The 21,046-nt window shown below is 49.8% G+C and carries 20 protein-coding genes and 1 riboswitch; of the genes, 12 read left to right on the forward strand and 8 right to left on the reverse strand.

All coding sequences use genetic code 11. The features are described 5' to 3' along the window. The first annotated feature begins 141 nt into the window (after positions 1-141). The 4 genes from JOD01_RS02100 to JOD01_RS02110 are packed head-to-tail and all read left to right on the forward strand — an operon-like array spanning position 142 to position 5,001. Positions 142-1,329 carry an MFS transporter gene (locus JOD01_RS02100; protein WP_204516551.1) on the forward strand — a complete coding sequence of 396 codons (1,188 nt, stop codon included), beginning with the start codon at positions 142-144 and terminating at the stop codon, positions 1,327-1,329. Then, on the forward strand, positions 1,314-1,445 hold the full coding sequence (locus JOD01_RS19805) for a hypothetical protein (RefSeq protein WP_275581907.1): 132 nt from the start codon (positions 1,314-1,316) through the stop codon (positions 1,443-1,445). Before JOD01_RS02100 ends, JOD01_RS19805 begins: the two co-directional genes overlap by 16 nt. A 24-nt stretch (positions 1,446-1,469) precedes the next feature. Beyond that, positions 1,470-3,752, forward strand: a complete 2,283-nt coding sequence (locus tag JOD01_RS02105; RefSeq protein ID WP_204516552.1) for a DEAD/DEAH box helicase — start codon at positions 1,470-1,472, stop codon at positions 3,750-3,752. Continuing rightward, on the forward strand, positions 3,742-5,001 hold the full coding sequence (locus JOD01_RS02110) for a ribonuclease H-like domain-containing protein (protein WP_204516553.1): 1,260 nt from the start codon (positions 3,742-3,744) through the stop codon (positions 4,999-5,001). The genes JOD01_RS02105 and JOD01_RS02110 overlap by 11 nt, the downstream gene beginning before the upstream one ends. Here JOD01_RS02110 and JOD01_RS02115 read toward each other — a convergent pair. Next, the gene (locus JOD01_RS02115; RefSeq protein ID WP_204516554.1) at positions 4,988-5,497 is read right to left on the reverse strand and encodes a hypothetical protein; all 510 of its coding nucleotides are present in this window, start codon (positions 5,495-5,497) and stop codon (positions 4,988-4,990) included. The genes JOD01_RS02110 and JOD01_RS02115 overlap by 14 nt on opposite strands. A 111-nt stretch (positions 5,498-5,608) precedes the next feature. Here JOD01_RS02115 and JOD01_RS02120 point away from each other — a divergent pair, with 111 nt between their 5' ends. Both JOD01_RS02120 and JOD01_RS02125 read left to right on the forward strand, forming a co-directional pair. Further along, positions 5,609-6,172 (forward strand): beta-class carbonic anhydrase, encoded by a 564-nt coding sequence (locus JOD01_RS02120; protein WP_204516555.1) that lies wholly within the window; start codon positions 5,609-5,611, stop codon positions 6,170-6,172. 174 nt (positions 6,173-6,346) lie between these two features. Beyond that, entirely contained in the window at positions 6,347-6,556 is a 210-nt protein-coding gene (locus JOD01_RS02125) for a hypothetical protein (protein WP_204516556.1), read from the forward strand. An 82-nt stretch (positions 6,557-6,638) separates the two neighbouring features. Here the strand turns inward: JOD01_RS02125 and JOD01_RS02130 are convergent, their stop codons facing one another. Next, entirely contained in the window at positions 6,639-7,166 is a 528-nt protein-coding gene (locus JOD01_RS02130; RefSeq protein ID WP_338028504.1) for a 5' nucleotidase, NT5C type, read from the reverse strand. Positions 7,167-7,507: 341 nt separating this feature from the next. On the opposite strand from JOD01_RS02130, the gene JOD01_RS02135 reads away from it, so the two are divergent. Together JOD01_RS02135 and JOD01_RS02140 are read left to right on the forward strand one after the other, a co-directional pair. After that, a complete protein-coding gene (locus JOD01_RS02135) occupies positions 7,508-8,491 on the forward strand; it encodes a siderophore ABC transporter substrate-binding protein (protein ID WP_204516558.1) in 984 nt (327 codons plus the stop codon). Positions 8,492-8,656: 165 nt separating this feature from the next. Beyond that, the gene (locus tag JOD01_RS02140) at positions 8,657-9,376 is read left to right on the forward strand and encodes a 3-ketoacyl-ACP reductase (protein ID WP_204516559.1); all 720 of its coding nucleotides are present in this window, start codon (positions 8,657-8,659) and stop codon (positions 9,374-9,376) included. Between the two features lie 58 nt (positions 9,377-9,434). On the opposite strand, the gene JOD01_RS02145 is transcribed toward JOD01_RS02140, so the two are convergent. The 6 genes from JOD01_RS02145 to JOD01_RS02170 form a co-directional block, all read right to left on the reverse strand. Then, positions 9,435-9,572, reverse strand: coding sequence for a hypothetical protein (locus JOD01_RS02145; RefSeq protein WP_204516560.1), 138 nt, complete (start codon positions 9,570-9,572; stop codon positions 9,435-9,437). Positions 9,573-9,590: 18 nt separating this feature from the next. Next, positions 9,591-12,425: a DEAD/DEAH box helicase gene (locus JOD01_RS02150; RefSeq protein ID WP_204516561.1), complete on the reverse strand. Its 2,835-nt coding sequence runs from the start codon at positions 12,423-12,425 to the stop codon at positions 9,591-9,593. Next, entirely contained in the window at positions 12,422-14,038 is a 1,617-nt protein-coding gene (locus JOD01_RS02155; protein WP_204516562.1) for an SWIM zinc finger family protein, read from the reverse strand. Before JOD01_RS02155 ends, JOD01_RS02150 begins: the two co-directional genes overlap by 4 nt. Before the next feature lie 87 nt (positions 14,039-14,125). Beyond that, positions 14,126-15,241 carry a tyrosine recombinase XerS gene (xerS, locus tag JOD01_RS02160; RefSeq protein ID WP_338028513.1) on the reverse strand — a complete coding sequence of 372 codons (1,116 nt, stop codon included), beginning with the start codon at positions 15,239-15,241 and terminating at the stop codon, positions 14,126-14,128. 154 nt (positions 15,242-15,395) lie between these two features. After that, on the reverse strand, positions 15,396-15,926 hold the full coding sequence (locus JOD01_RS02165; protein ID WP_204516564.1) for a cupin domain-containing protein: 531 nt from the start codon (positions 15,924-15,926) through the stop codon (positions 15,396-15,398). A gap of 81 nt (positions 15,927-16,007) precedes the next feature. Continuing rightward, positions 16,008-17,435, reverse strand: a complete 1,428-nt coding sequence (locus JOD01_RS02170; RefSeq protein WP_204516565.1) for a hypothetical protein — start codon at positions 17,433-17,435, stop codon at positions 16,008-16,010. Between the two features lie 175 nt (positions 17,436-17,610). Between JOD01_RS02170 and JOD01_RS02175 the strand changes: the two genes are divergently transcribed. The 4 genes from JOD01_RS02175 (at position 17,611) to JOD01_RS02190 (ending at position 20,941) form a co-directional block, all read left to right on the forward strand. Then, positions 17,611-18,111 (forward strand): DUF2062 domain-containing protein, encoded by a 501-nt coding sequence (locus JOD01_RS02175; RefSeq protein WP_239565118.1) that lies wholly within the window; start codon positions 17,611-17,613, stop codon positions 18,109-18,111. Between the two features lie 64 nt (positions 18,112-18,175). Continuing rightward, positions 18,176-18,282: riboswitch (SAM riboswitch) on the forward strand. Between the two features lie 90 nt (positions 18,283-18,372). Beyond that, the gene (locus tag JOD01_RS02180; RefSeq protein ID WP_204516566.1) at positions 18,373-19,392 is read left to right on the forward strand and encodes a methionine ABC transporter ATP-binding protein; all 1,020 of its coding nucleotides are present in this window, start codon (positions 18,373-18,375) and stop codon (positions 19,390-19,392) included. Continuing rightward, positions 19,382-20,047: a methionine ABC transporter permease gene (locus JOD01_RS02185; protein ID WP_204516567.1), complete on the forward strand. Its 666-nt coding sequence runs from the start codon at positions 19,382-19,384 to the stop codon at positions 20,045-20,047. Before JOD01_RS02180 ends, JOD01_RS02185 begins: the two co-directional genes overlap by 11 nt. A gap of 33 nt (positions 20,048-20,080) precedes the next feature. Then, positions 20,081-20,941, forward strand: a complete 861-nt coding sequence (locus tag JOD01_RS02190) for a MetQ/NlpA family ABC transporter substrate-binding protein (protein WP_204516568.1) — start codon at positions 20,081-20,083, stop codon at positions 20,939-20,941. Positions 20,942-21,046 lie beyond the last annotated feature (105 nt).

The raw sequence follows: 21,046 nt of genomic DNA on the forward strand, positions 1-21,046 counted from the left end.
TACGATACAACTAATTCTTTTGCCAGCCAAGCAATGGAAATTTTCATGGAACTGCAAAAACAGGGTATGGTAAAAAACAAAAGAGAAATCCTGGTGAACTTTTCACTACTATCTTAGGTTATCGGGTTTGGAGGGGACAATTTGAAGTGGAAACGTACATTATGGATTTTATGGGCGGCGAATTTTTCCATAACGGCCGGGACGAACCTCGTCATCCCGTTTCTGCCCTACTATATTGAGCACCTCGGGGTTCATCAGCTCGAGGATCTGGAACGCTGGTCCGGCTGGGTGTTTTCAGCGCAGTTTGTCACCTCTTTCCTGTTTCAACCGCTGTGGGGCAGGATCGCGGACAAACATGGACGAAAGATCATGTTGCTGCGTGCGGCTTTGGGGATGTGTGTCGTCACCACCTTAATGGGGTTTGTGACGGCACCGTGGCAACTGCTGGCGCTGCGGTTGCTTAACGGCGTGTTTTCCGGCTTTATTTCAATGGCGGTTTCCTTGCAGGCGTCCATCACCCCTACGGAATATTCAGGCAGGGCGTTGGGATTGCTGCAGACGGGAGGAATTGCCGGATCGTTGTTGGGGCCCTTGTTCGGTGGAGTGTTGGCCGAGGCTGTCGGATACCGCAACGTGTTCCTGTTTACGGGTGGTTTGTTTTTCATCGCCAGTTTGGTCGTCTTTTTTCTCGTTCATGAAGAAAAAAAGACAGCCGACACAACCAGCAAAGCAGCGAAGATGGACTGGGCAACCATCAAACCGATTTTGCCCGTTTTCGTTGCCTCCTTCATTACCAATCTCGGGATGATGAGCATCGAGCCGATTGTGACGGTCTACACCCGGACGATTTATCACGGGGGCCATTTGGAGTTGGTCGCCGGATTGGTAGTGGCGATCACCGGATTTGCCAATCTGATCGGAGCGCCGACGTTGGGGCGGTTGGGAGATCGGATCGGCCAGCGAAAAACGCTGCTGATCGCCATGAGCATGTCTGCTTTGGCCTTTTTGCCGCAAGCATGGGCAACCGGAATCGTTGTGCTGCTGCTCGGACGTTTTTTGCTGGGGCTGTTTGTCGGCGGGATGGTTCCGTCCTTGAACGTGCTGGTTAAAAAGATGGCCCCGCCCAATCTTCTCGCTACGGCATATGGTTTTAACACATCCTCTTTGTTTTTGGGCAACTTGATCGGACCGTTGATGGGCAGCCACGTGGCAGCCGCGTTCGGACTGCGTACCGTCTTTTATGTGACGATGGCGATTCTCTTGCTCGACGCGCTTTTCATCTGGTTTAACCGTCATTTGGGAGAACAGCCGGAATGGGAAGCGGATTGAGCATACTCGCTGTCATGGCTGGAAAAGCAACCGATTGGCTCGGTTGCTTTTTTCTGTTCGGCAGTTTTCAAGCGGTCGCGCTTTCTTTGCTTTACAGGCCGAACATTCATTCGTAAAATAAAGAGGGAGAAGGTGAAAAGATGCAAGGGAAAATGGGAATATCGGAAATTTTAGAGTACTTGCGCGCGGATGACCGTTTCCGGCGAAATATCGTTCATTGGACGACAATTCCGCCCCGTCTGGCACAAACCGTACCGTTTCCGGAAGAGCTGGATCAACGGATTTGCCAAGCCTTGGCCAAGCGGGGCATCGATTCTTTATATACGCATCAGGCCCGTTCGTTTCAACTGGTTCGCGAGGGGAAGAATATTGTGGCGGTTACCCCGACCGCATCCGGTAAAAGCATGTGCTATCATTTGCCGGTGTTGCAAAAGCTGACGGAAGATCAGGAAGCCCGGGCATTATACTTGTTTCCGACAAAAGCGCTCGCCCAGGATCAAAAGAGCGAGCTTCATGACTGGATTAACGAAATGGGGCTGGCAATCAAATCGGAGACGTATGACGGGGATACTCCTTCCGCCATCCGACAGATGATCCGCAAGGCGGGCAACATTGTCATTACCAATCCGGATATGCTGCATTCGGCCATTTTGCCGCATCATACCAAATGGGTTTCCTTTTTTGAACATCTCAAATATGTGGTGATTGACGAATTGCATACATACCGCGGCGTTTTTGGCAGTCATGTGGCCAACGTGCTGCGCCGCTTGCAACGGATCTGCCGCTTTTACGGAAGCGATCCACAGTTTATTTGCACATCGGCGACAATCGCCAATCCCCGCGAGCTGGCCGAACAGCTCACCGAAAAACCGATGCAGCTCGTGAACAACAACGGCGCTCCGGCCGGAAAGAAACATTTTATTTTCTATAATCCTCCGGTAGTGAATCAGCAGTTGAACATTCGTCGCAGCGCCACATTGGAAGCGCGGGATTTGACCGCCCAATTTTTGCAGAACGGCATTCAAACGATTTTGTTTGCCCGCAGCCGCGTGCGGGTGGAGATTTTGCTGACGTATTTGCAAGAGCTGATCAAGCGGAAATTGGGGCCAAAGACGATTCAAGGCTATCGCGGCGGCTATTTGCCCAGCCAACGCCGACAAATCGAGCGAGGGCTGCGGCAAGGCGAGATTATCGGGGTGGTCAGCACAAACGCTTTGGAGCTCGGCGTTGATATTGGCCAGCTTCAGGCTTGCATCATCACCGGGTATCCCGGTTCAGTGGCCAGCACCTGGCAACAGGCGGGGCGAGCCGGCCGCAGACAGGGCGAGTCCGCCGTGATTATGGTCGGCAGCTCTTCTCCGCTCGATCAGTATATCATCCAGCATCCCGAATACTTCTTTGAGCGGAGCCCGGAAACGGCGCGAATCAATCCCGACAATCTGATTATTCTTGTTGACCATATCAAATGCGCCGCCTACGAACTGCCGTTTCGGCAAGGAGAGCGGTTTGGGCGAGCGGAGATTGTGGAAATATTGGAATTTCTCACGGAGGAGCAAATTTTGCATTTTGCCAAAGGAAAATGGTTTTGGATGAACGAGTCGTTTCCGGCCCACAACGTCAGTTTGCGATCCGCTGCTCAGGAAAATGTCGTGATCATTGATATTACGGAGCAGGGAAACGAGCGTGTGATCGGCGAGATGGATCGGTTTAGCTCGTTGACGCTGTTGCACGAAGAAGCGATCTATTTGCACCAAGGCACCCAGTATCAAGTTGAGCGGCTCGACTACGCGGAGAAAAAGGCGTATGTGCGTGAGGTGCAGGTCGACTATTACACGGATGCCAACCTGGCCGTGCAATTGAAAGTGCTGGAGGAAGAACAAGGACGGACGAACGGACAGGTGGAGATCGCTTACGGCGAAGTATCGGTCCACGCGATGGCGACGATGTTCAAAAAGATCAAGTTTGAAACCCATGAAAACATCGGTTCGGGCCCCATTCATCTTCCCGAAGAAGAGCTGCATACCAATGCCGCTTGGGTCAGTTTTCCGGAAACGCTGCTGCAAACGATGGGGCAGACGGAAGTGGAGCGGGGATTGATCGGCGTCGCGCATGTTTTGCAGCATGTGGCACCGTTGTTTGTTATGTGTGACCCAATGGATTTGCATGTCATTGCCCAACGAAAAGCGATTCATTCCGGACAACCGACCGTTTTCCTTTACGACCGCTACCCGGGCGGCATCGGATTAAGCGAAGAAGTATACAAGGAAATGGGCACGATCTTACAGCAGGCGGAACATTTGATTCAGTCATGCGGCTGTGAAAGCGGCTGTCCGTCCTGCATTGGTGCGGCGGAAGAAGGGGGCAAAGAGCTGGCCCAGTCTTTGCTGCGGGTGGCGCAGGGAGGTACGCTTTATGTCTCTTAAGGGAAAATTGAATCGCCTGAAGGGACATATGCAACTGGAGGAAAAACAGCAACCGGCGTTGAGTTTGCCGGAAGCGCATGAAGCAAAAGAAATCCCGCATATGGACAAGTGGAACAAGCTGCAAGCCAAACCGCAGTTTTGGGCAGACGAATTCGTGATGGTCCGCGAGGTGCGTTATCCGCTTGCCTATCAGCACGGCCGGTATCGGTTTGAACAATTGCATGAAATTTTGGCTGCCTGGCAAAGCTGCGGTTTGGATCATCCGCTATCTGCAGCGGGGCTGAATGCAGAACAGCTGCTGTTTTTTGACACGGAGACGACGGGCTTGCAGGGGGGCGTCGGCAATACGATTTTTCTGCTCGGTTACAGCCGTTTTGACGGGGACAGCGTCGTGATGCGGCAGCATTTTTTGGCGGAAGCGAATGCGGAGATTGCACTCTATCAATCGTTTTTGCAAGCGGTTGACTCCGCTACCCATCTTGTTACCTTTAACGGAAAGTCCTTTGACTGGCCGCAGGTGAGGACCAGACATACACTGGTCCGGCATGAGGTTCCGCAATTGCCCCAATTTGGCCATTTTGATCTGTTGCACGGAGCGAGACGTTTGTGGAAGCACGAATTGGCGTCCTGTCGTTTGTCCCTCATTGAACAAGCGAAGCTGGGGGTCAAGCGGCAGGAGGATGTGCCCGGCTATATGGCTCCGATTCTTTATTTCGATTATTTACAGGACGCCAATCCCGATACGATTACAGGGGTTTTACAGCATAATGAGTGGGACGTTTTGTCGCTGATTACCCTCTATATACACCTTTCCGGCTTGCTGCTGGAACAACAGGCGGCTAGCGCGGAAGAGCGTTTTGAAATCGCCCGCTGGTTTGAAACGCTGGGAGCAGATCAGCCAGCGACCATTTTGTACGAACAAATCGCCAATAGCCGGCATTCCTTGCGCAAAGAGGCGTGCATCGCGCTTGGTCACCTCTACAAAAAACAAAAAAATTATTCCCAGGCACTCGCCGTCTGGGAAGGTTTGCTGCAGGAAGGCGGCTACCTCTCCGCCGACTTTTTCATTGAGTTGGCCAAGATTTATGAACATCAGCAAAAAGACGCGGAGAAGGCGCTCTATTATGCCAAGCATGCCCAGCGGCTGCTCCAGCAAAAGGGGAGTTTGCTGCGTCAAAAAGCCAAGCAGGATCTGCGGGCCTGTGAACAGCGGATCGACCGTTTGCAGCGAAAGCTCACTCGCTTGTAGACGAAGCCGAAAAGAGCACTTTGGTTTTGTTGCCTCTCCGGAAATCGATCAGCCGCCCTGCTTGCATCACCAGGACATTTTTGCCCAAGGTCAGTCTGGCCGTTTCCCGATTGATTTGGCATTCCCCGTACTGGATGGTTCGCAGCAACGCCTGCAGATCGTCAGGGGACAGGCGTGGCAGCGTGCCGGGCAGCGAGGCGAGCAGTTTGGCCTTGCTGCGAATATCGATCTGATACTGCTGGAAGTAACGCAGCTTCCAGACAAATTCCAGATCGGTTGCATTTTTTTTGAAATGGTTGCAACGTTTGCAGGAAATATCGGTATTCTCTGGCGAAGATGTTCCTATGCCCTTTAACCCGAACCGGTCGCGAAAACTGGCTTGCCGCATCCGCGTTTTGGGAATCAAGTGTTCAATCGTCATCTCGTTTTTGTTCAGAGGTCTGTTTTTCCCCAAACAAAAAGGACTGACCTGATGATAGCGACAGTAAATTTCCAACGGGACCACTCCTTGGCGAAGTCTGTTTTTCCAGCGATCGCAGTGAAGCGGCAAACAATCGACAAAACGGAACAGAAAGCGTAAAATAAAGAGGAAAAGGTGGTATGGATAATGAGTATTCTGGCAGATATTCTGGAATTTAACCAAAAATTTGTGGAAACAAAAGCATATGAGCAATACCAAACAACCAAATTTCCAAACAAAAAACTGGCCGTAATTTCTTGCATGGATACACGCCTCGTTGAATTGCTGCCAAAAGCGATGAATTTACATAATGGTGATTTTAAACACATCAAGAGTGCGGGCGCCATTGTTTCCCATCCGTTTGGCAGCGTCATGCGCAGTATTCTGGTGGCGCTTTATGAATTAAACGCCGAGGAAGTGATCGTCGTCGGTCATTACGATTGCGGGATGAGCGCAATCGATCCGAAAGCGATGATTGAAAAAATGACCAAGCGGGGAGTATCACCGGAAACGATCGGTGTATTGCAACATTCGGGGATTCGATTGGAAGAATGGCTGCATGGTTTTGATTGTGTGGAAGAAAGCGTCAGACAGAGCGTGTCGATTATCAAACAGCATCCATTGATTCCGAAAACAACCCCTGTACACGGACTGATTATCGATCCGGCAACGGGAAAACTCGATGTGATCGTGGATGGTTATCAAGCGTAAGTGGAGTTCGATAGGGAAGGGTGTCCCGTTTGTGTGGACACTCTTTTGCTATGAATACGTCGGTTTTTTGACGAGTTGCCGAAAAAGAAGATTCCCGCCGCAAATTTTGTTATAGTCAAGAAGTAGTGGTCTCATTCAACAGTATGGAGCATTCGGGAAAGGTGGAGCATTTGTTTGGTTAGTGTGGATATCGGAAGTTTAACATGGCAACAATTTTGGATCGCGGCTGCCTATTTGGCCATCACCGGCTGTCTGTTTAGTCTGGGGATTCTTCGACTGTTTCAGCAACGGATCAAGAGCGGGGTCATCATGCTGGTCATTTGTGTGATTACCACCGTAATGTTTGTTGCTTATGTATATGAAGTTGCCGGTACAGGCAGTTAGGCGGATAACGGATAAACGGCCTTGATGCATAGCGGGGAACGCTTGCTCAAGGCCGTTTTGGTTTAGGCAGAACGCGTACGGGCTACGACAAAAAATAGGCGCGCACTTCTTTCCAGTTATTGACCCGGACATAGCCCGTTTCGTGAATGTTATGAGGGGCGGTAAACAGGATGCCCTGTCCACAAAAGTTGGGGAAATGTTTCACATTGTCATCAATCAGGTAATCGGCATGGATAATACTTTTATTTCCGCAGAAAACGAAGTTCATATCGTTCAAGAAGGGGAAATGTTCCCGCAGCCAGGCATATTTGTCGGCGAAGGAATTGGGCACCTCCATCGCGGCAGTGGCGATAAAAATCTCGTAATGCTCACTCAGTTCGCGAATCACTTCCTGACTGTCTTCCATCACTTTCAAATCGCGGAAAAATGAATCCTGATCAAAGTAAGCGGAGATTTGCTCGGCCAAATGCGGGCGCAAATCCCGCAATTTCTTTCCTTGCAAATCAGCGACCGTCAGGTTTTCCTGGTAATCGCGGTTGAACAATTCCAAATGTTTGCTGACGGCATCGGCCATCACTTCGTCCATATCAATGGCGATTCTCTTTTTCAAGCTTCTCACCCCTCCAGCATTTTGCTCCACCGGAATGTTTCGGCGGATCGCACTACACATTGTAAATAATCCCATATCTGCTTTGCTTGTGCAATGAAAAGTATTCAGGTGATTAGAGCGTTCGCTGTTTTTTGGCAAACAAAAAATAGAGCGCTTGACAAATAAACGGGAATGAATATAATCAAAAGTGTTCGACTAATTGATAATGAATATCATTATCGAATGTTCTGTTGGCCAATTACATAGCCAGCTCATCGCCAGGAAGCTGCTACAATAACGCAACTGGCATTTGAAGATGAGTCGGGCGAATTACAACATCAAAACGCAAAGAGGTGCTTATCATGAAGAAAAAACTGCTTTCCATTTTATTTACCGGCCTGTTGGCGGTCTTCACCGCGGCTTGCGGTACCAACAGTGCCGCTCCTGCACCGGCCGCCAATGCGACGGCAGCTACAGCCGCTGCACAGCCGGGTGAGGAAGAATTGACGATTAAACATCAGCTGGGCGAGACGAAAGTGAAGAAAAATCCGCAAAAAGTCGTGGTGTTTGATTTTGGCGTACTGGATTCCCTCGACAAATTGGGCGTGGAAGTAACCGGCGTGCCGCAAAACAATATTCCCGCTTATCTCTCCAAATATAAAGACAGCAAATATGCGAACGTAGGCGGATTGAAAGAGCCTGACTTTGAAAAAATCAATGAAATCGGTCCGGATTTGATCATTATTTCCGGAAGACAACAGGACTCCTATGAAGAGTTCAGCAAGATTGCCCCTACTTTATACATGGCTGTTGACACCAGCAAGTATATGGAGTCGTTTACCGACAACATGAAGACGCTGGGACAAATTTTTGGCAAGGAAGCCGCGGTCGATGAAGCGCTGGCTCAATTGAACGACACGATCAAAAGCGTCCACGAGAAAGTGACGGCAACCGGTAAAAACGCGTTGATCATCCTGGCCAATGAAGGAAAGGTAAGCGCGTACGGAGCTGGTTCCCGCTTTGGAATTATCCACGACCTGCTCGGATTTGTTCCGGTTGATCCGAATATTGAAGCTTCGACGCACGGACAAAGCATCTCGTTTGAGTACATCGCTGAAAAAGATCCCGATTACTTGTTTGTCATTGACCGGGGCGCAGTGGTTACGACAGGGAACAGCAGTTCACCGGCAAAACAAGTGATCGAAAACGATTTGGTTAAACAGACCAAAGCATACAAAGACGGTCATATCGTCTATCTCGATCCGAACTACTGGTACTTGTCCGGAGGTGGTTTGCTCTCTGTGCAAGCGATGATCGATGAAGTGGCCAACAGCGTGAAGGAATAGGAAACTGCGGGGCATCCTCCGACCGAGTCGGGGAGAAGCCCCGTTTTTTTCTATGAATGGCAAAAGTGCAAGAAGAACGGAGTTGAAACTTGTAAAAGTGTTCAAACAGAAGGTAAGATAGAAAGGGAAAATAGATCCAATTTACAATCAGGAGGGAACAGAACCATGGATTTTCAAGGAAAAACCGCCATTGTTACCGGAGCAGGCAAAGGAATCGGCCGTGCGATCGCCTTGGCTTTGGCTAAAGAAGGAGTAAACGTCGGCTTAATCGCCCGCACTTCTGCCGATCTGGAGGAAGTGGCCCAAGAAATTACACATACATATGGCACAAAAGCAAGCATCGCTGCCGCGGATATTTCGAAACGTGCAGAAGTGGAAGCAGCCTGTGACAAAATCAAGGCGGAACTGGGTGCGATCGATATTTTGATCAATAACGCCGGAATTGCCAGCTTCGGAAAAGTGACGGAGATGGACCCGCAAGTATGGGAGCAAATTATTCAAGTAAACCTGATGGGAACTTATTATATGACTTATACCGTTTTGCCGCAGATGATTGAGCGGGGCAGCGGACATATTATTAATATTTCTTCTACCGCCGGCGAACGCGGTTTTGCCACCGGCTCTGCGTATTGCGCTTCCAAAGCGGCCGTGCTTGGGTTGACTGAATCGGTTTTGCAGGAAGTCCGCAAGCACAATATTCGGGTGACCGCGCTGACACCAAGTACCGTCAATACTGAACTGTCGGTGAACACGGGATTGATCAAAGGCGATGAAACCGAGATGCTGCAGCCGGAAGATGTAGCCGAACTGGCGTTGGCCACACTTCGCTTGCCGGAGCGCGTTTTTGTGAAAGCAGCGGGCATCTGGACGACCAATCCAAAATAATGGACAAGCCAAAGGCTGTTCCTTGTCTGAGCAGGGAACAGCCTTTTTTTGTCTAGGTTTATGCTTTTTTGTTGTTGTCCGGATGAAGATGTTGTTGCAGGAGTTGGTAAAAACGTCGCCACGCTTCCGGCATCTCCGCCTGATTGGGCAGGGGAATGGGAGGCTCGGGCTGCGTCTTTTTTTCTTCCACATCCATATGGGTTCACCTGTCCTTTTAATCAATCCATTCTTTGCGCAATCGAAACAAATCGTGCAGCTCGCTTGTGGACAGCTCGGTAATCCATTGCTCACCGCTGCCTACGATTTTGTCGCTTAAGCTCAGTTTTCGCTCCATCAACTCATCGATCCGTTCCTCAATGGTCCCCAGTGTCACAAATTTGTAGACATGGACGTTCCGTTTCTGCCCAATCCGATAAGCGCGGTCGGTCGCCTGATTCTCCACGGCCGGGTTCCACCAGCGGTCAATATGAAAAACATGATTGGCTTCTGTCAAATTTAAACCGACTCCACCGGCACGCAACGACAAGATAAATACTTGCGGCCGATATGGATCATTCTCGTCGCTGTTTTGAAATTGGGAGATCATTTCGTCCCGTTTCGCTTTCGGCGTGCCGCCGTGCAGGAACAGAACCGGACCGTACCCTTCTTCGGTCAGCAGTTGTTGAAGCAGATGGCCCATTTGCAGATATTGCGTAAAGATCAGGCAGCGCTCCTTGTTTTTTCTGATGTCTTCAAGCATTTCCAGCAGCCGTTCCACTTTATGGGAGCGTTGTTTGGATTGCGGGCCGGGTGCAGCCTGCAAGATCAGGCTGGGATGATCGCAGATCTGCTTCAGCCGGGTCAATGTCGTTAGAATGATCCCGCGCCGCTCCATTGGCGTGAGCTGTTCCAAACGGGCAAACATATCCTGGATGGCGGATTCATACAACGCTCCTTGTTCGGCGGTCAACGGCACGTATTCCTTGCTTTCCAGTTTATCCGGCAAATCAAGTTGAATGGCTGGATCATTTTTCACCCGGCGCAACAGGAAGGGGTGAATCAGCCGATGAATTTGCTCCAGTAACGCTTGATCCTGGTTTCGCTCGATCGGCTGAACATAGCGCAGCGAAAAGTCGCGCAGTCCGCCCAAATAGCCGGGATTGAGAAACTCGAAGATCGACCATAACTCGGTCAAGCGGTTTTCGATCGGCGTTCCGGTCATAGCGATCCGATGATGGGCCGTCAATCCGCGAATTGCCGTCGCCTGTTTCGTGTAGGCGTTTTTGATATGCTGAGCTTCATCGAGACAAATCGTACTCCACTGAACGGAGGAGAGCTCTTCCTGATCAAGATGGGAAAGAGCGTACGAAGTAATGACCAAATCGGCATCCCGCACATTTTCCGCAAACGATTGGCCTTTTGTGCGCCCCGGTCCGTAGTGGAGGACGATGTTCAAGGAAGGAGCAAAGCGCTCGAGTTCCTTTTGCCAGTTGCCGATGACGGAGGTCGGGCAAATCAGCAAGGACGGCGCTTCGATCAATCCGCGTTCTTTGCGATGCAGCAAATAGCAGATAAACTGAACGGTCTTGCCCAAGCCCATGTCGTCGGCAAGACAGGCGCCAAGCCCGAACTGTCCCATAAACAGCAGCCAGGAGGTCCCTTCCAGTTGATACTTTCGCAACGTTCCTTGGAAACCGGCCGGTTGCTCGATCAGCGGGATTTTCTCAATTGCTTGCAATTGGTGGATGAGAGACAGCAGTTGTCGATCCAGTTCGACCGTAAAAGGCACTTGTTGCTCGTCAAATTCATCGGGCAGTTCTTCACCGGTCTCTTGCCCCAGCAAATATTGCTGCATAATCTCGCGAAAGGTCAAGGTCTTCTTCGTTTTCGCTAATTTCCAGGTTTCCCGCAACTGAGAGAGCAGAGCGGGGGTCAGCTGAATCCATTGTCCGCGAATTTGCAGCAAACGCTGGTTTTGCGCGAGTATCTCCTCGAATTCTTGCTCGCTCAGTTCTAGTGAACCGATCGCGACTTTCCATTCAAAGTTCATCACTTGGGAGAGGCCAAAGAATGACTGTCTCGCCGCTCCTACCGAAGTTCTCACTTTTGCTTTCAAACGCGGCTTTGCCCGCTGAACCTGTTCCCACCAGGCCGGCAAGAAGACGTGAATGCCCGCCTGCACCAGCTGGAGGCTGGCTTCATTGAGAAAACTCCATGCTTGATCAGTCGTCAACTGGTGCCGCACATGCAGGGGAGATGCCTCCTCGTAAAGCCAAGGAATGATTTCCCCGCACAGCTGCAAATCGTGGGTAACCCGCTCCCAGTGCTCAATCCAGCCAGCGGGGAGTTGTTCTACCGGTTGCAATGAGTTGGCGATGCGAAGCGGATAGATGCGTTCCGGCAGCTCTCGATCTTGCAAAATGATGTTAAGCGACCAGTCCTGTTCACCCGCAGTTGGTTCCATCAACTGCAGACAAGTGCGAAACGGAGTCGGATCAGGCAACAGGCCGATCGATTGCAGCCAATCGGTTTCCTGCAGCAGAGGAGAGATTTGCTCACCGCTGGCATACAAAGCCGGAAACTGGTTCTGAACGACGGTCCAGGCGAGATCAAGCTCACGCTGTTCCGCAATCGCTTCGTTAATGAGCAGCGTAAGCCAGCGATTGGTGCGTGGCTGAATGGTCTCATCGACTGACAGCAGTTTCCAGCCGATTTGCCGCTGCTTCCAAGCAGCCAGATCGGGTATGAACATGCCGGTTTGCAAGGCGTTCGCGATCTGCAGTGCTATCTCGGCAACCTCCCGGAGCACATCGTCATAAACCAGCGTGATGTGCTGCAAATAAGGAGTCTGTGCAAACAAACGGTACGCTTCCGCCGGGCTGAGCTTAATCCCGCCATCCTCAGTCTTCTCGATAAAAGTACCATAAAAAGAGGGGTCATCCCAGGCAAACAGCAGACCGGATAAAGCCTCACCTGCAATCGGTTGCTGAAGATGGGAGAGCCCGCGAATCAGTAAAAAATCATCGGGTAATTGTTCTCCGCTAAGATAAACGGTGCTGTTCACACTCATGTAATGATATTTCCTCTCCTTAATTCCTCTTGAAAAGCGCGCAGGCGGCTATGTTTGGCCGTCAACTGTTCAATGTAGCTCTTCCAACGCTCTTTTTGCTGGGCTTTATTGAAACAAGCGCGCAATTTTTTGATTAACCGTACCGCCGACTTGTAGGCGGCGCGGTTTCGCTGTTCCAGCAAACGATTGATCTCCCCGATATAGTAGGGGAGCAACAGGTCCGGACGGAGCGACTCGATCAGTTTCAGATGATCCGAACTGATCTCCAGATATGAGACCTGATTGGATAGCTGCAGGTCGATCCACTCACGGTAATGCTGATGTTCCAACAAATGGGCGGAATATTGGTAAAGGCTTCTTGGCAAAAACCGTTTCAGTACGCTGCCCCAGCGCTGCTGCTGGTTCGTTTCCTGCAAAGCTTCGTGCCATAAGCCAAGGATCAAGCGAAAGTCTTGGCTGTCGGCTTCGCCAATTACTTCGCACAGCTCATCCAGCCATTCCAGCACACGTTGCCACTCATTGCGCCGGCCAAATGCTTTCAAATAAAACAGATAAAAGGCAAGCGACAGATTGCCCCATTCTCGCCATTGGGCCAAAGCCGCCTGATCTTCTCCAGTGACGACGGACAAATGGCTAAGCATCAGCAGCAATTTTCGCCTTTCTTGTGCCGACAGATCGGGACGAGCCAATTGCCGCTGCAAATCGGTTCGTTCGGTCTCGATCCAGGCTGGCTGGTTAAACAAAAACCACCACAACAGACGATAGACAAACAGCCAGTTGATGACCCGCGAATCCATCGATCGGATCTCCTTGACCTTTTGCAAAGTATCCTCGAGATAAGACGGGTAAGCGTCGCGCAAAGCGGCGATGTCCGTTGCCAACAAGCTGGCTTCCAGCTGGTTGACGAATTGCTCGCTGATCCGCGACAGTTCCAGATACAAATAGGAAGTGGCGGACAAGTTTTCTCGCTGTACGTACTGTTGAATCGCCAGCAAATGAAACAGGCTGGCGTGAATGGCAAATAATTGGGCCAGCGGTTTCGGCCAGTTCTCGCTGACGGTCAACGCGCGTTGGTAGCTAGTGGTCAGTTCAGCAGCTATCCGGTAAGAATCAATTGTGTTAAACAGCGTTTCCGTCCAGTCCGCCAAAAAAGACCACCACTGTGCGACGGTCGCATGCTCCGTAATCGTTTTTTCCACTGTCAGGACAGGGGATTGGACCGCAGCCGGGTTTACCCGGATTTTTGGCACTTGGTACAACATCGAACGAGAAAACGTAAAATTGCGAGGTTTTTTTACTTCCTTCAAGAACGTCTTTGGGTTTGCGAACACGGAATACATCTGAAAAAAAGTAGCCGTCTGGTGCTTGCAGTAACCGGTGGCAGGGCAGCTGCAAGTACTGCTGACCAAAAAATCCAGATCGATTTCCACATGGTAAATACGGGTTCCTTGCACATCGCTCGTAACCAGCGTTCCATCCACAACATGGATGTTGAATACCATTCCGCGGGAAAAATAGTCATAGCCTTGTTCGATTATAGGTGCGTCAATTTGATCGGCAACTTGTTCGGCTAGGTGCAAAACTTGCTCCCGGCTTAGTTCCTTTTGCAGCATATGGATCCTCCGCTCGAAGTCTTATCCTTTCATTATAACCAATTATGGGCAGAGGTCACAATTGAAAACGTAGCAAACACCACGCTTTTATCTTACCGGGGTCGTCCGGTTAATCGCCTTGCTCAACGTATCGTCGAGGACATGGGCATATTGCATCGTCGTATCGATTTTGGAATGGCCCAGCTGCGCCTGCAGTTGATGAGGATCAGGATTCAGACGCAGAAATTGGGTAGCAAAACTGTGGCGCAACTTATGTACGGACAAATCGGGCACGCCGAACGCCTTTCCGTATTTTTTCACCATTTTTTGCACAGAGCGCAACTCAATCCGATGTCCGGTCGGATTGGACGGGGAGCATGCCAGAAAAACCGCTTCCTCTTGCTCGGACGGCTTGTATTTATGCCGATTTTCCAAATAGCGGACGAGATAGGCTTTGCCCCAGTCGCTGAAAAAGGGAGCGTCCTCCTTTTTGCCTTTGCGCGTTATTTTTACCTGGTTCTTTTCCAGAATGAGATCGGACAAGTTCAGATTGATCACTTCAGACACACGAAAACCGCCAGACAGGATCAAAGCGATGATGGCTGTGTCCCGTTCCCGGTTTAGCAAATGGTATTGTTGCTTTTTCATCGTGTCGCAATAGCGAAGATAGCCGGAGTAAACAAAATCGACAAATTGTTGGATCTCCTCGTCAATAAGAATTTTCGCCCTGATCGCATGGGCACGGGCGAGCGGCGTCATCGCTTCGCTGGACACTTGTATTTTGGCCATGACATTGCGCGTCAGGTACGATTCTCCGTGTTCGTCTTCCGACAGTGCGGACAAATAATAAAAGAGCGATTTCAAACTGGAAATTTTCCGGTTGATCGTATGGTCACTGTACTCCTTGCCAGCGCTTTTGGTCGGTTTCTTGAGAAAAATCGAGCGCTGAAACAGATGAGATTCCGCCAAATAGCGCAAATAGCTTTCCAGATCCTCCTTTTTCAGGCGGTTTAAATCTTCGAGGGTGATCGCCTTGATCTGCTTGGCTGCTGTCAATCCTTCCGCGATCATCCACTGAAAAAAGTACTGATAATCGCGCAAATAGGCCAGCAGCGTAGAAGGAGATTGCTTCTTGGCTTTTTTATGTTCAATATATTTTTCCACAAACCAGGGGAATTGTTCCATCTCGTGCAGCAATGCAAGCGCATCGCGCTGTCTGGTCACTGACAAACTATATCACCACCAATCACTGTTCTTGCTAAAATTTTACTTCAAAACAGCGGGGCGAACAAGCATTCTCCAGCGAGCCAACGGGCCCGTTCAAACCAAAAAAAGAAGACCGTTCAAGATGCAACGGCTTGAACGGTCTGGCGGAAACTTATTCGTCCGGAGTCAATCGCTTGATAATCGCTTCGTGTGCCGGATACTTCTCTAAAAGTTCATTACGAGTGAACAATTCAAAATCCTCGTATTCAAAGCCGGGGGAGACCATACAGCCAACCAGCGAGTATGTATCCGGCTGATTCACCGCCGAGCCGAAAATGCTGTTTTTCGGGGCCAACGCCTGCGGTACCTCGCCATTTTCAATATCCAGCCCCAGTTTGACCGTCTCCAGCCGGCCATCTTCGTGAATGATATAAATGGTCAGCGAACTGCCGGCGTGATAGTACCAAAGTTCATCCGATTTCAAACGATGAAAGTGGGACACTTCATCCGATGGCAACAAAAAGTAGATGCTGGTGGCCAAAAGGCGTTTGCCCGCAAACGAAACGGACAGTTCCTGATCGCTGATTTGTTCGCTCGAACGATATATTTGCCGAAAGTATCCTCCTTCCTCGTGTGCGGTTAGCTGCAAATGTTTTTTCCAGTATTCAGCCGTTTTTGCCTGGCTGTGTTCAGCTTGACTCATTGCGGTACCTCCATCTTTCAGTTAGTTGCTCTTCTCCATTAAACCATAAGACCAGCCTGCCTTGCATACCTGATCGGTTGCTTAATCGGTCAGCGGCTCAAAAGAGAACTCCGGAGAACGGTAGTCATAAATGCCATTTTCATCCATCCAGCGCTTTTTCGAGCTCATCAGTTCCAACAAGTCAGGGTCGGTCATTCCATACAGCCGGCTTAACAGATTTTGCGCTTCAACCAGATCATTATACGTTAAGTAGGGATAATCTTGCAGGCCAAACGTTCCATCGTTCAAATAGGCGTAATGAAGATTGCCGTCCGGTTTGAGCCATCGCTGCCCGGTGTTTTTGATCCCGTACAACAGCTTGTCGGCGTAATCCCGATAAACGGGCTGTTCGGTGACCAGATACAGCTGATACAAAAAATTCATCTCTTGTAATTGATGATTCAGCGAGACGTGGGTGGGCAAGTGCGGCTGCGTCCAGCCATAGTCCTGAACCAGCCATCCTTCCTGCGTGCCGTATGTGAGATAATGGTTTTCGTTCATGTGCTGCATCAGGAAAGCGGCGTACATTTTCGCGGCTTGCAAAAATTCCGCTCGATGATATTTTTCATACCCTTTTAACAAAAGGCTGGCGATATCGGTATTGAAGCGCGTGTCAAAAAAGTTGGGCCCGATCCCATAGTCTTGCCATAGCCAGTTGGATTGGGGCAGCGTTTCCCAATAACCAGCCTCATTCTGATTGGCAAGCGCGGTGTCCAGCATCACCCAGACCAGTTCATCGCTTGCTCTGCTGTTTTCTTCTGTCAACAGCCAGTAGGCGGCATAATTGGTCGGCAACCGCCAAAACGACTGCGCGGAATAAGGCGTGTAGGTGGCGGGCGTTTTGACGTAAAACCCGTCCCAGGACCATTTTGTCTCATATTGCAAGTCGATTTTATGCCAGATCACTTCTGCGGCCGAATCATACTCCCAGTCGATCAGCGGCTGGTTCGAGGTTAGCCCCCATACCTCGGCAACAAAATTGGCTTGCTGCGGAATTTGTACTTCCAGCGTGTAGCCCTCGGCAGTTGGATAGACGTAAATAGGCAAATAATTCGGCTGTTCCTCGACTGTACCGGAATGGACCGTTTGGAACAAGTTGCTGGCATTCATCAGCATGCTCATTTGCTCTGTTTGCAGAAAACCGCTCCGGGCCGGCAAAGTGGTGGACAGAGGAATCGACAGCCAGGCGGGCTCTGCGGCCAACGGGTCCACATAGCGGAACGTCGCTTCATAACCGGACAAGGGGATAAACAGTGAATACGGTGAAGCTTGATCGCTTAAAAATTCGATCCGTTTCATCCAGTATGTATCACCATTGGCAAAACGTACGGTTTTGGTTTTAATCAACCCGTTGTCAATCGCTTGCCACTTCTCTTCGCTGACAGGATTGGCGGCGGCAGCATGAACGGCTCCGACATGGCCGCAAACCAGCAACAACAGGCAGAAGTTGATTACGATTTTGATCCGCATCCGGTTCCCTCCTTGCAGATTGAGCTTGTCGTACGGAAAAACAATCCAGTTATTATAGACGCAATTGTCGGCAAATGGTTTCAATCGATTTCTCTTTGCGTTCATCCTGTGGTATAGGTTGACATCACCTCACCCATACTAACGGGAAAATCGTCCTGTTTGGAGGAGGATGCAGATGAACGGACAAAAGACCATGATCCAACGATTGTACCGCTCGCTTAAATTTTATTTCGTCAAATTGTTTCGGACTCCTGACAGCGCCAACAAACTGGCTGCCGGTTTTGCCATTGGCTTTGGCCTGGAAATGCTGGTGATTTCCACGGCTTCTCTCATCTATTTGCTGCTCTATCCATTGGTCAAATGTCTCCGGGCGTCTATGCCTGCGGCGATTATCGGCAATGTCATCGGCAAACTGACCTTTTTGCCGTTGCTATTGCTGCCATTAGCGAAGAAAATCGGAGCGTTGATTATACCGGAAGCGACGAACACTAGCGAGGGGATGTTGACCGCTCTGTTCAATGGCGGCTTGCAGGTGCTGACCGGAATGTTGTTCTTCGGCTTGCTGCTCGGGCTGCTCTCTTACTATGTGGTCCGAATTCTCTATAATCGGGAGATCGAACGAAGAGAGCGGAAGCGGGAAAAACCAAAAATTTCGCTCGTACAGCACAAAAGCTGACAAAAATGATTGACAGATGAATGATTACACACTATTATTCGTTTATAACTTCATAGCGAGTGCGTTCTTATTGAGAGAGGTGGAGGGACAGGCCCAGTGAAACCTCGGCAACCTTGAGCCATAGCGCTCTTCGGTGCCAATTCCTGCAGGATGACTCCTGACAAATAAGAAACCCATCTATTACCGATTTTGCGTGCAAATAGATTGTTTGGCTTCTTCTTCTGTCAGAAGAAGTTTTTTTATTTTATGGAGGATTTTAACATGGTGGAATTGATTGAGTTGAGCAAGACGTACCAAAGTAAAAACAAAACCGTCCATGCCGTTGACAACATTTCGTTAAAAATTGAAAACGGCGAAATTTTCGGTATTGTCGGATACAGCGGCGCAGGAAAAAGCTCGCTGCTGCGTTGTATCAACATGCTGGAAAAACCAACTTCCGGGCAAGTGCTGATTGATGGCACCGACATCACCAAACTGTCCTTGCCGGACTTGCGCAGGCTGCGTCAGTCGATTGGCATGATCTTTCAGCATTTCAATCTGATCGCCAACCGGACGGTCGCGGGCAACATTGCCTACCCAATGGAAGTGGCTGGGAAAAGCAAAGCAGAAATTGCCAACCGGACGGCTGAATTGTTGGAACTGGTGGAACTTTCCGACAAGGCGAATGTTTACCCGGCACAACTGTCCGGCGGGCAAAAGCAGCGGGTGGGGATCGCCAGAGCTTTGGCCAATGACCCCAAGCTGCTGTTATGCGATGAAGCGACGTCGGCGCTTGATCCGAAAACAACCCGTTCCATTCTGAATCTGTTAAAGCGGATTAATCAGCAATTGGGAATTTCGATCGTGCTGATTACCCATGAGATGGAAGTTGTCAAAGAGATATGCCATCGCGTGGCGATCATGTCCGAAGGCAAAATTGTGGAAACAGGAACTGCTTTTCAAATTTTTGCCAATCCGCAGGAGGAGATTACGAAAGGGTTTGTCAATTCCGTTCTCGATATCCAACTTCCGGCGCATTTGCTGACAGACAAAGGGGATAACAAGCAACTGATCAAGGTGGTATTTAAAGGAAAAGAGGCAGAGGAACCGATTATCGATTCGATGCTGCGGAATTTCTCGGTAAAAGCCAATTTCCTGCATGCCCGAATCGATTACATTCAGGATACGCCGATGGGGGTTTTCGTACTTGAATTGGCCGGCGACCTTGCAGAGCGGGAACGGGCCATCGCCTTTCTTGATCGCGAGACAGCAGGTACGGAGGTGATCCCTTATGTTTCTTGAGCAAATTGTCGCCATCATTCCGGATTTAAACAAAGCCTTTTCCGAAACGTTTCTGATGATGAGCATTTCGGTCGTTCTTTCCGCCGTATTTGGCATTCCGCTCGGGATTTTGCTGTTTGTGACAGACAATGAGTTGCTCGCGGAAAATCGCTGGATTAACCGGATTGCCGGATTCGTCGTCAACGTGATCCGATCCACGCCTTTTGTCATTTTGCTGGTTGCCTTGATTCCGCTGACCAGTATCGTCGCGGGGACGATCGTCGGACCAAAGGCTGCTACCGTCCCGTTGGCTGTTGCTGCCATCCCGTTTTATGCGAGATTGGTCGAGAGTTCGTTGAAAGAGATCAACAAAGGCGTTATCGAAGCTGCCATTGCCATGGGTTCAACACTGTGGCACATCATTTTCAAAATCTTGTTGGTTGAAGCGCGCTCCGGTTTGATTCTCGGCCTGACTGTCACTACCATCAGCCTGCTCGGTTTCTCCGCCATGGCGGGGATTGTCGGCGGCGGAGGAATCGGCGATTTGGCCATTCGCTTTGGTTATTACCGCTTTGACAATGTCATTATGTTTACAACGGTTGTCATTTTGATTGTGATTGTACAGGTTATCCAGGCTATCGGGGATAAGCTGGCCAAACGATTGGACAAACGTTGAAATAAAAAAATTAAGATAAGGGAGAGAACCAGCATGAAAAAATTATCTTTGATTGCCGCTTCCGTTGGACTTTTGGCGGCCTTGGCGCTTGGAGGTTGCGGTTCGCAGCCACAGGCAACCGGCGGTGAGGCTGCCGGGGCAAGCGACTCCGCCAATGCGAAAGTGATCCGTTTTGGGGCATCTGCGGGTCCATACAGCGACATGGTGAAAAAAGCGATCGCACCGATTTTGGAAAAGAAAGGCTACCAAGTGGAGCTGACGGAATTTGGCGATTATGTGCAGCCGAATTTGGCGTTGGCCGAAGGTTCGCTTGATGCAAACTTGTTCCAACACGAAATTTATTTAAAGAAATTTGCCGCAGACAAAAATCTGCAATTAAGCTCGGTTATCAATGTACCGACCGGTCCGATGGGCATTTACTCGAAAACATTCAAATCCATTGCTGAAATTACCGATGGAGCGACCATCGCTTTGCCAAACGACCCGGCTAACCTGGCGCGTGCACTTGGTATTCTCGAACAAAACGGTTTGATCACAATTAAGGAAGGCACCGATCCGTTGACCGTTTCGGAAAAAGATATCGCTGAAAACAAGAAAAATTTGAAGATTACTCCTGTGGAGGCAGCGCAGTTGCCGCGTGCATTGGACGGACAGGACATTTCCGTTGTACCGGGCAACTTTGCCTTGGCCGCGAAAATGGATTTGAACAGCGCGCTTGCATTGGAAGAGATGCCGGAGCATTATTTGAATCTGGTCGCTGTCAAAACAGCCGATCTGGACAAGCCGTTTGTGAAAGACATCAAGGAGGCAATCGAATCCAAGGAATTTGAAGCCGTCATCGATGAGCAGTTCAAAGGCTTCTTTAAACCGGAATGGATGAAAAACCGTAAATAATAGAAGAAATATTTTGGGCCAGCGAGCATATTTGTTCGCTGGCCGTTTAAGTTATTAATAGATGCCATGAAATGGTTGACATTTCACATATACTAAAATATTCTG

Origin of the sequence: Brevibacillus fulvus, from assembly GCF_016908525.1 — a bacterium.
Taxonomy (GTDB): Bacteria; Bacillota; Bacilli; order Brevibacillales; family Brevibacillaceae; genus Brevibacillus_G; species Brevibacillus_G fulvus.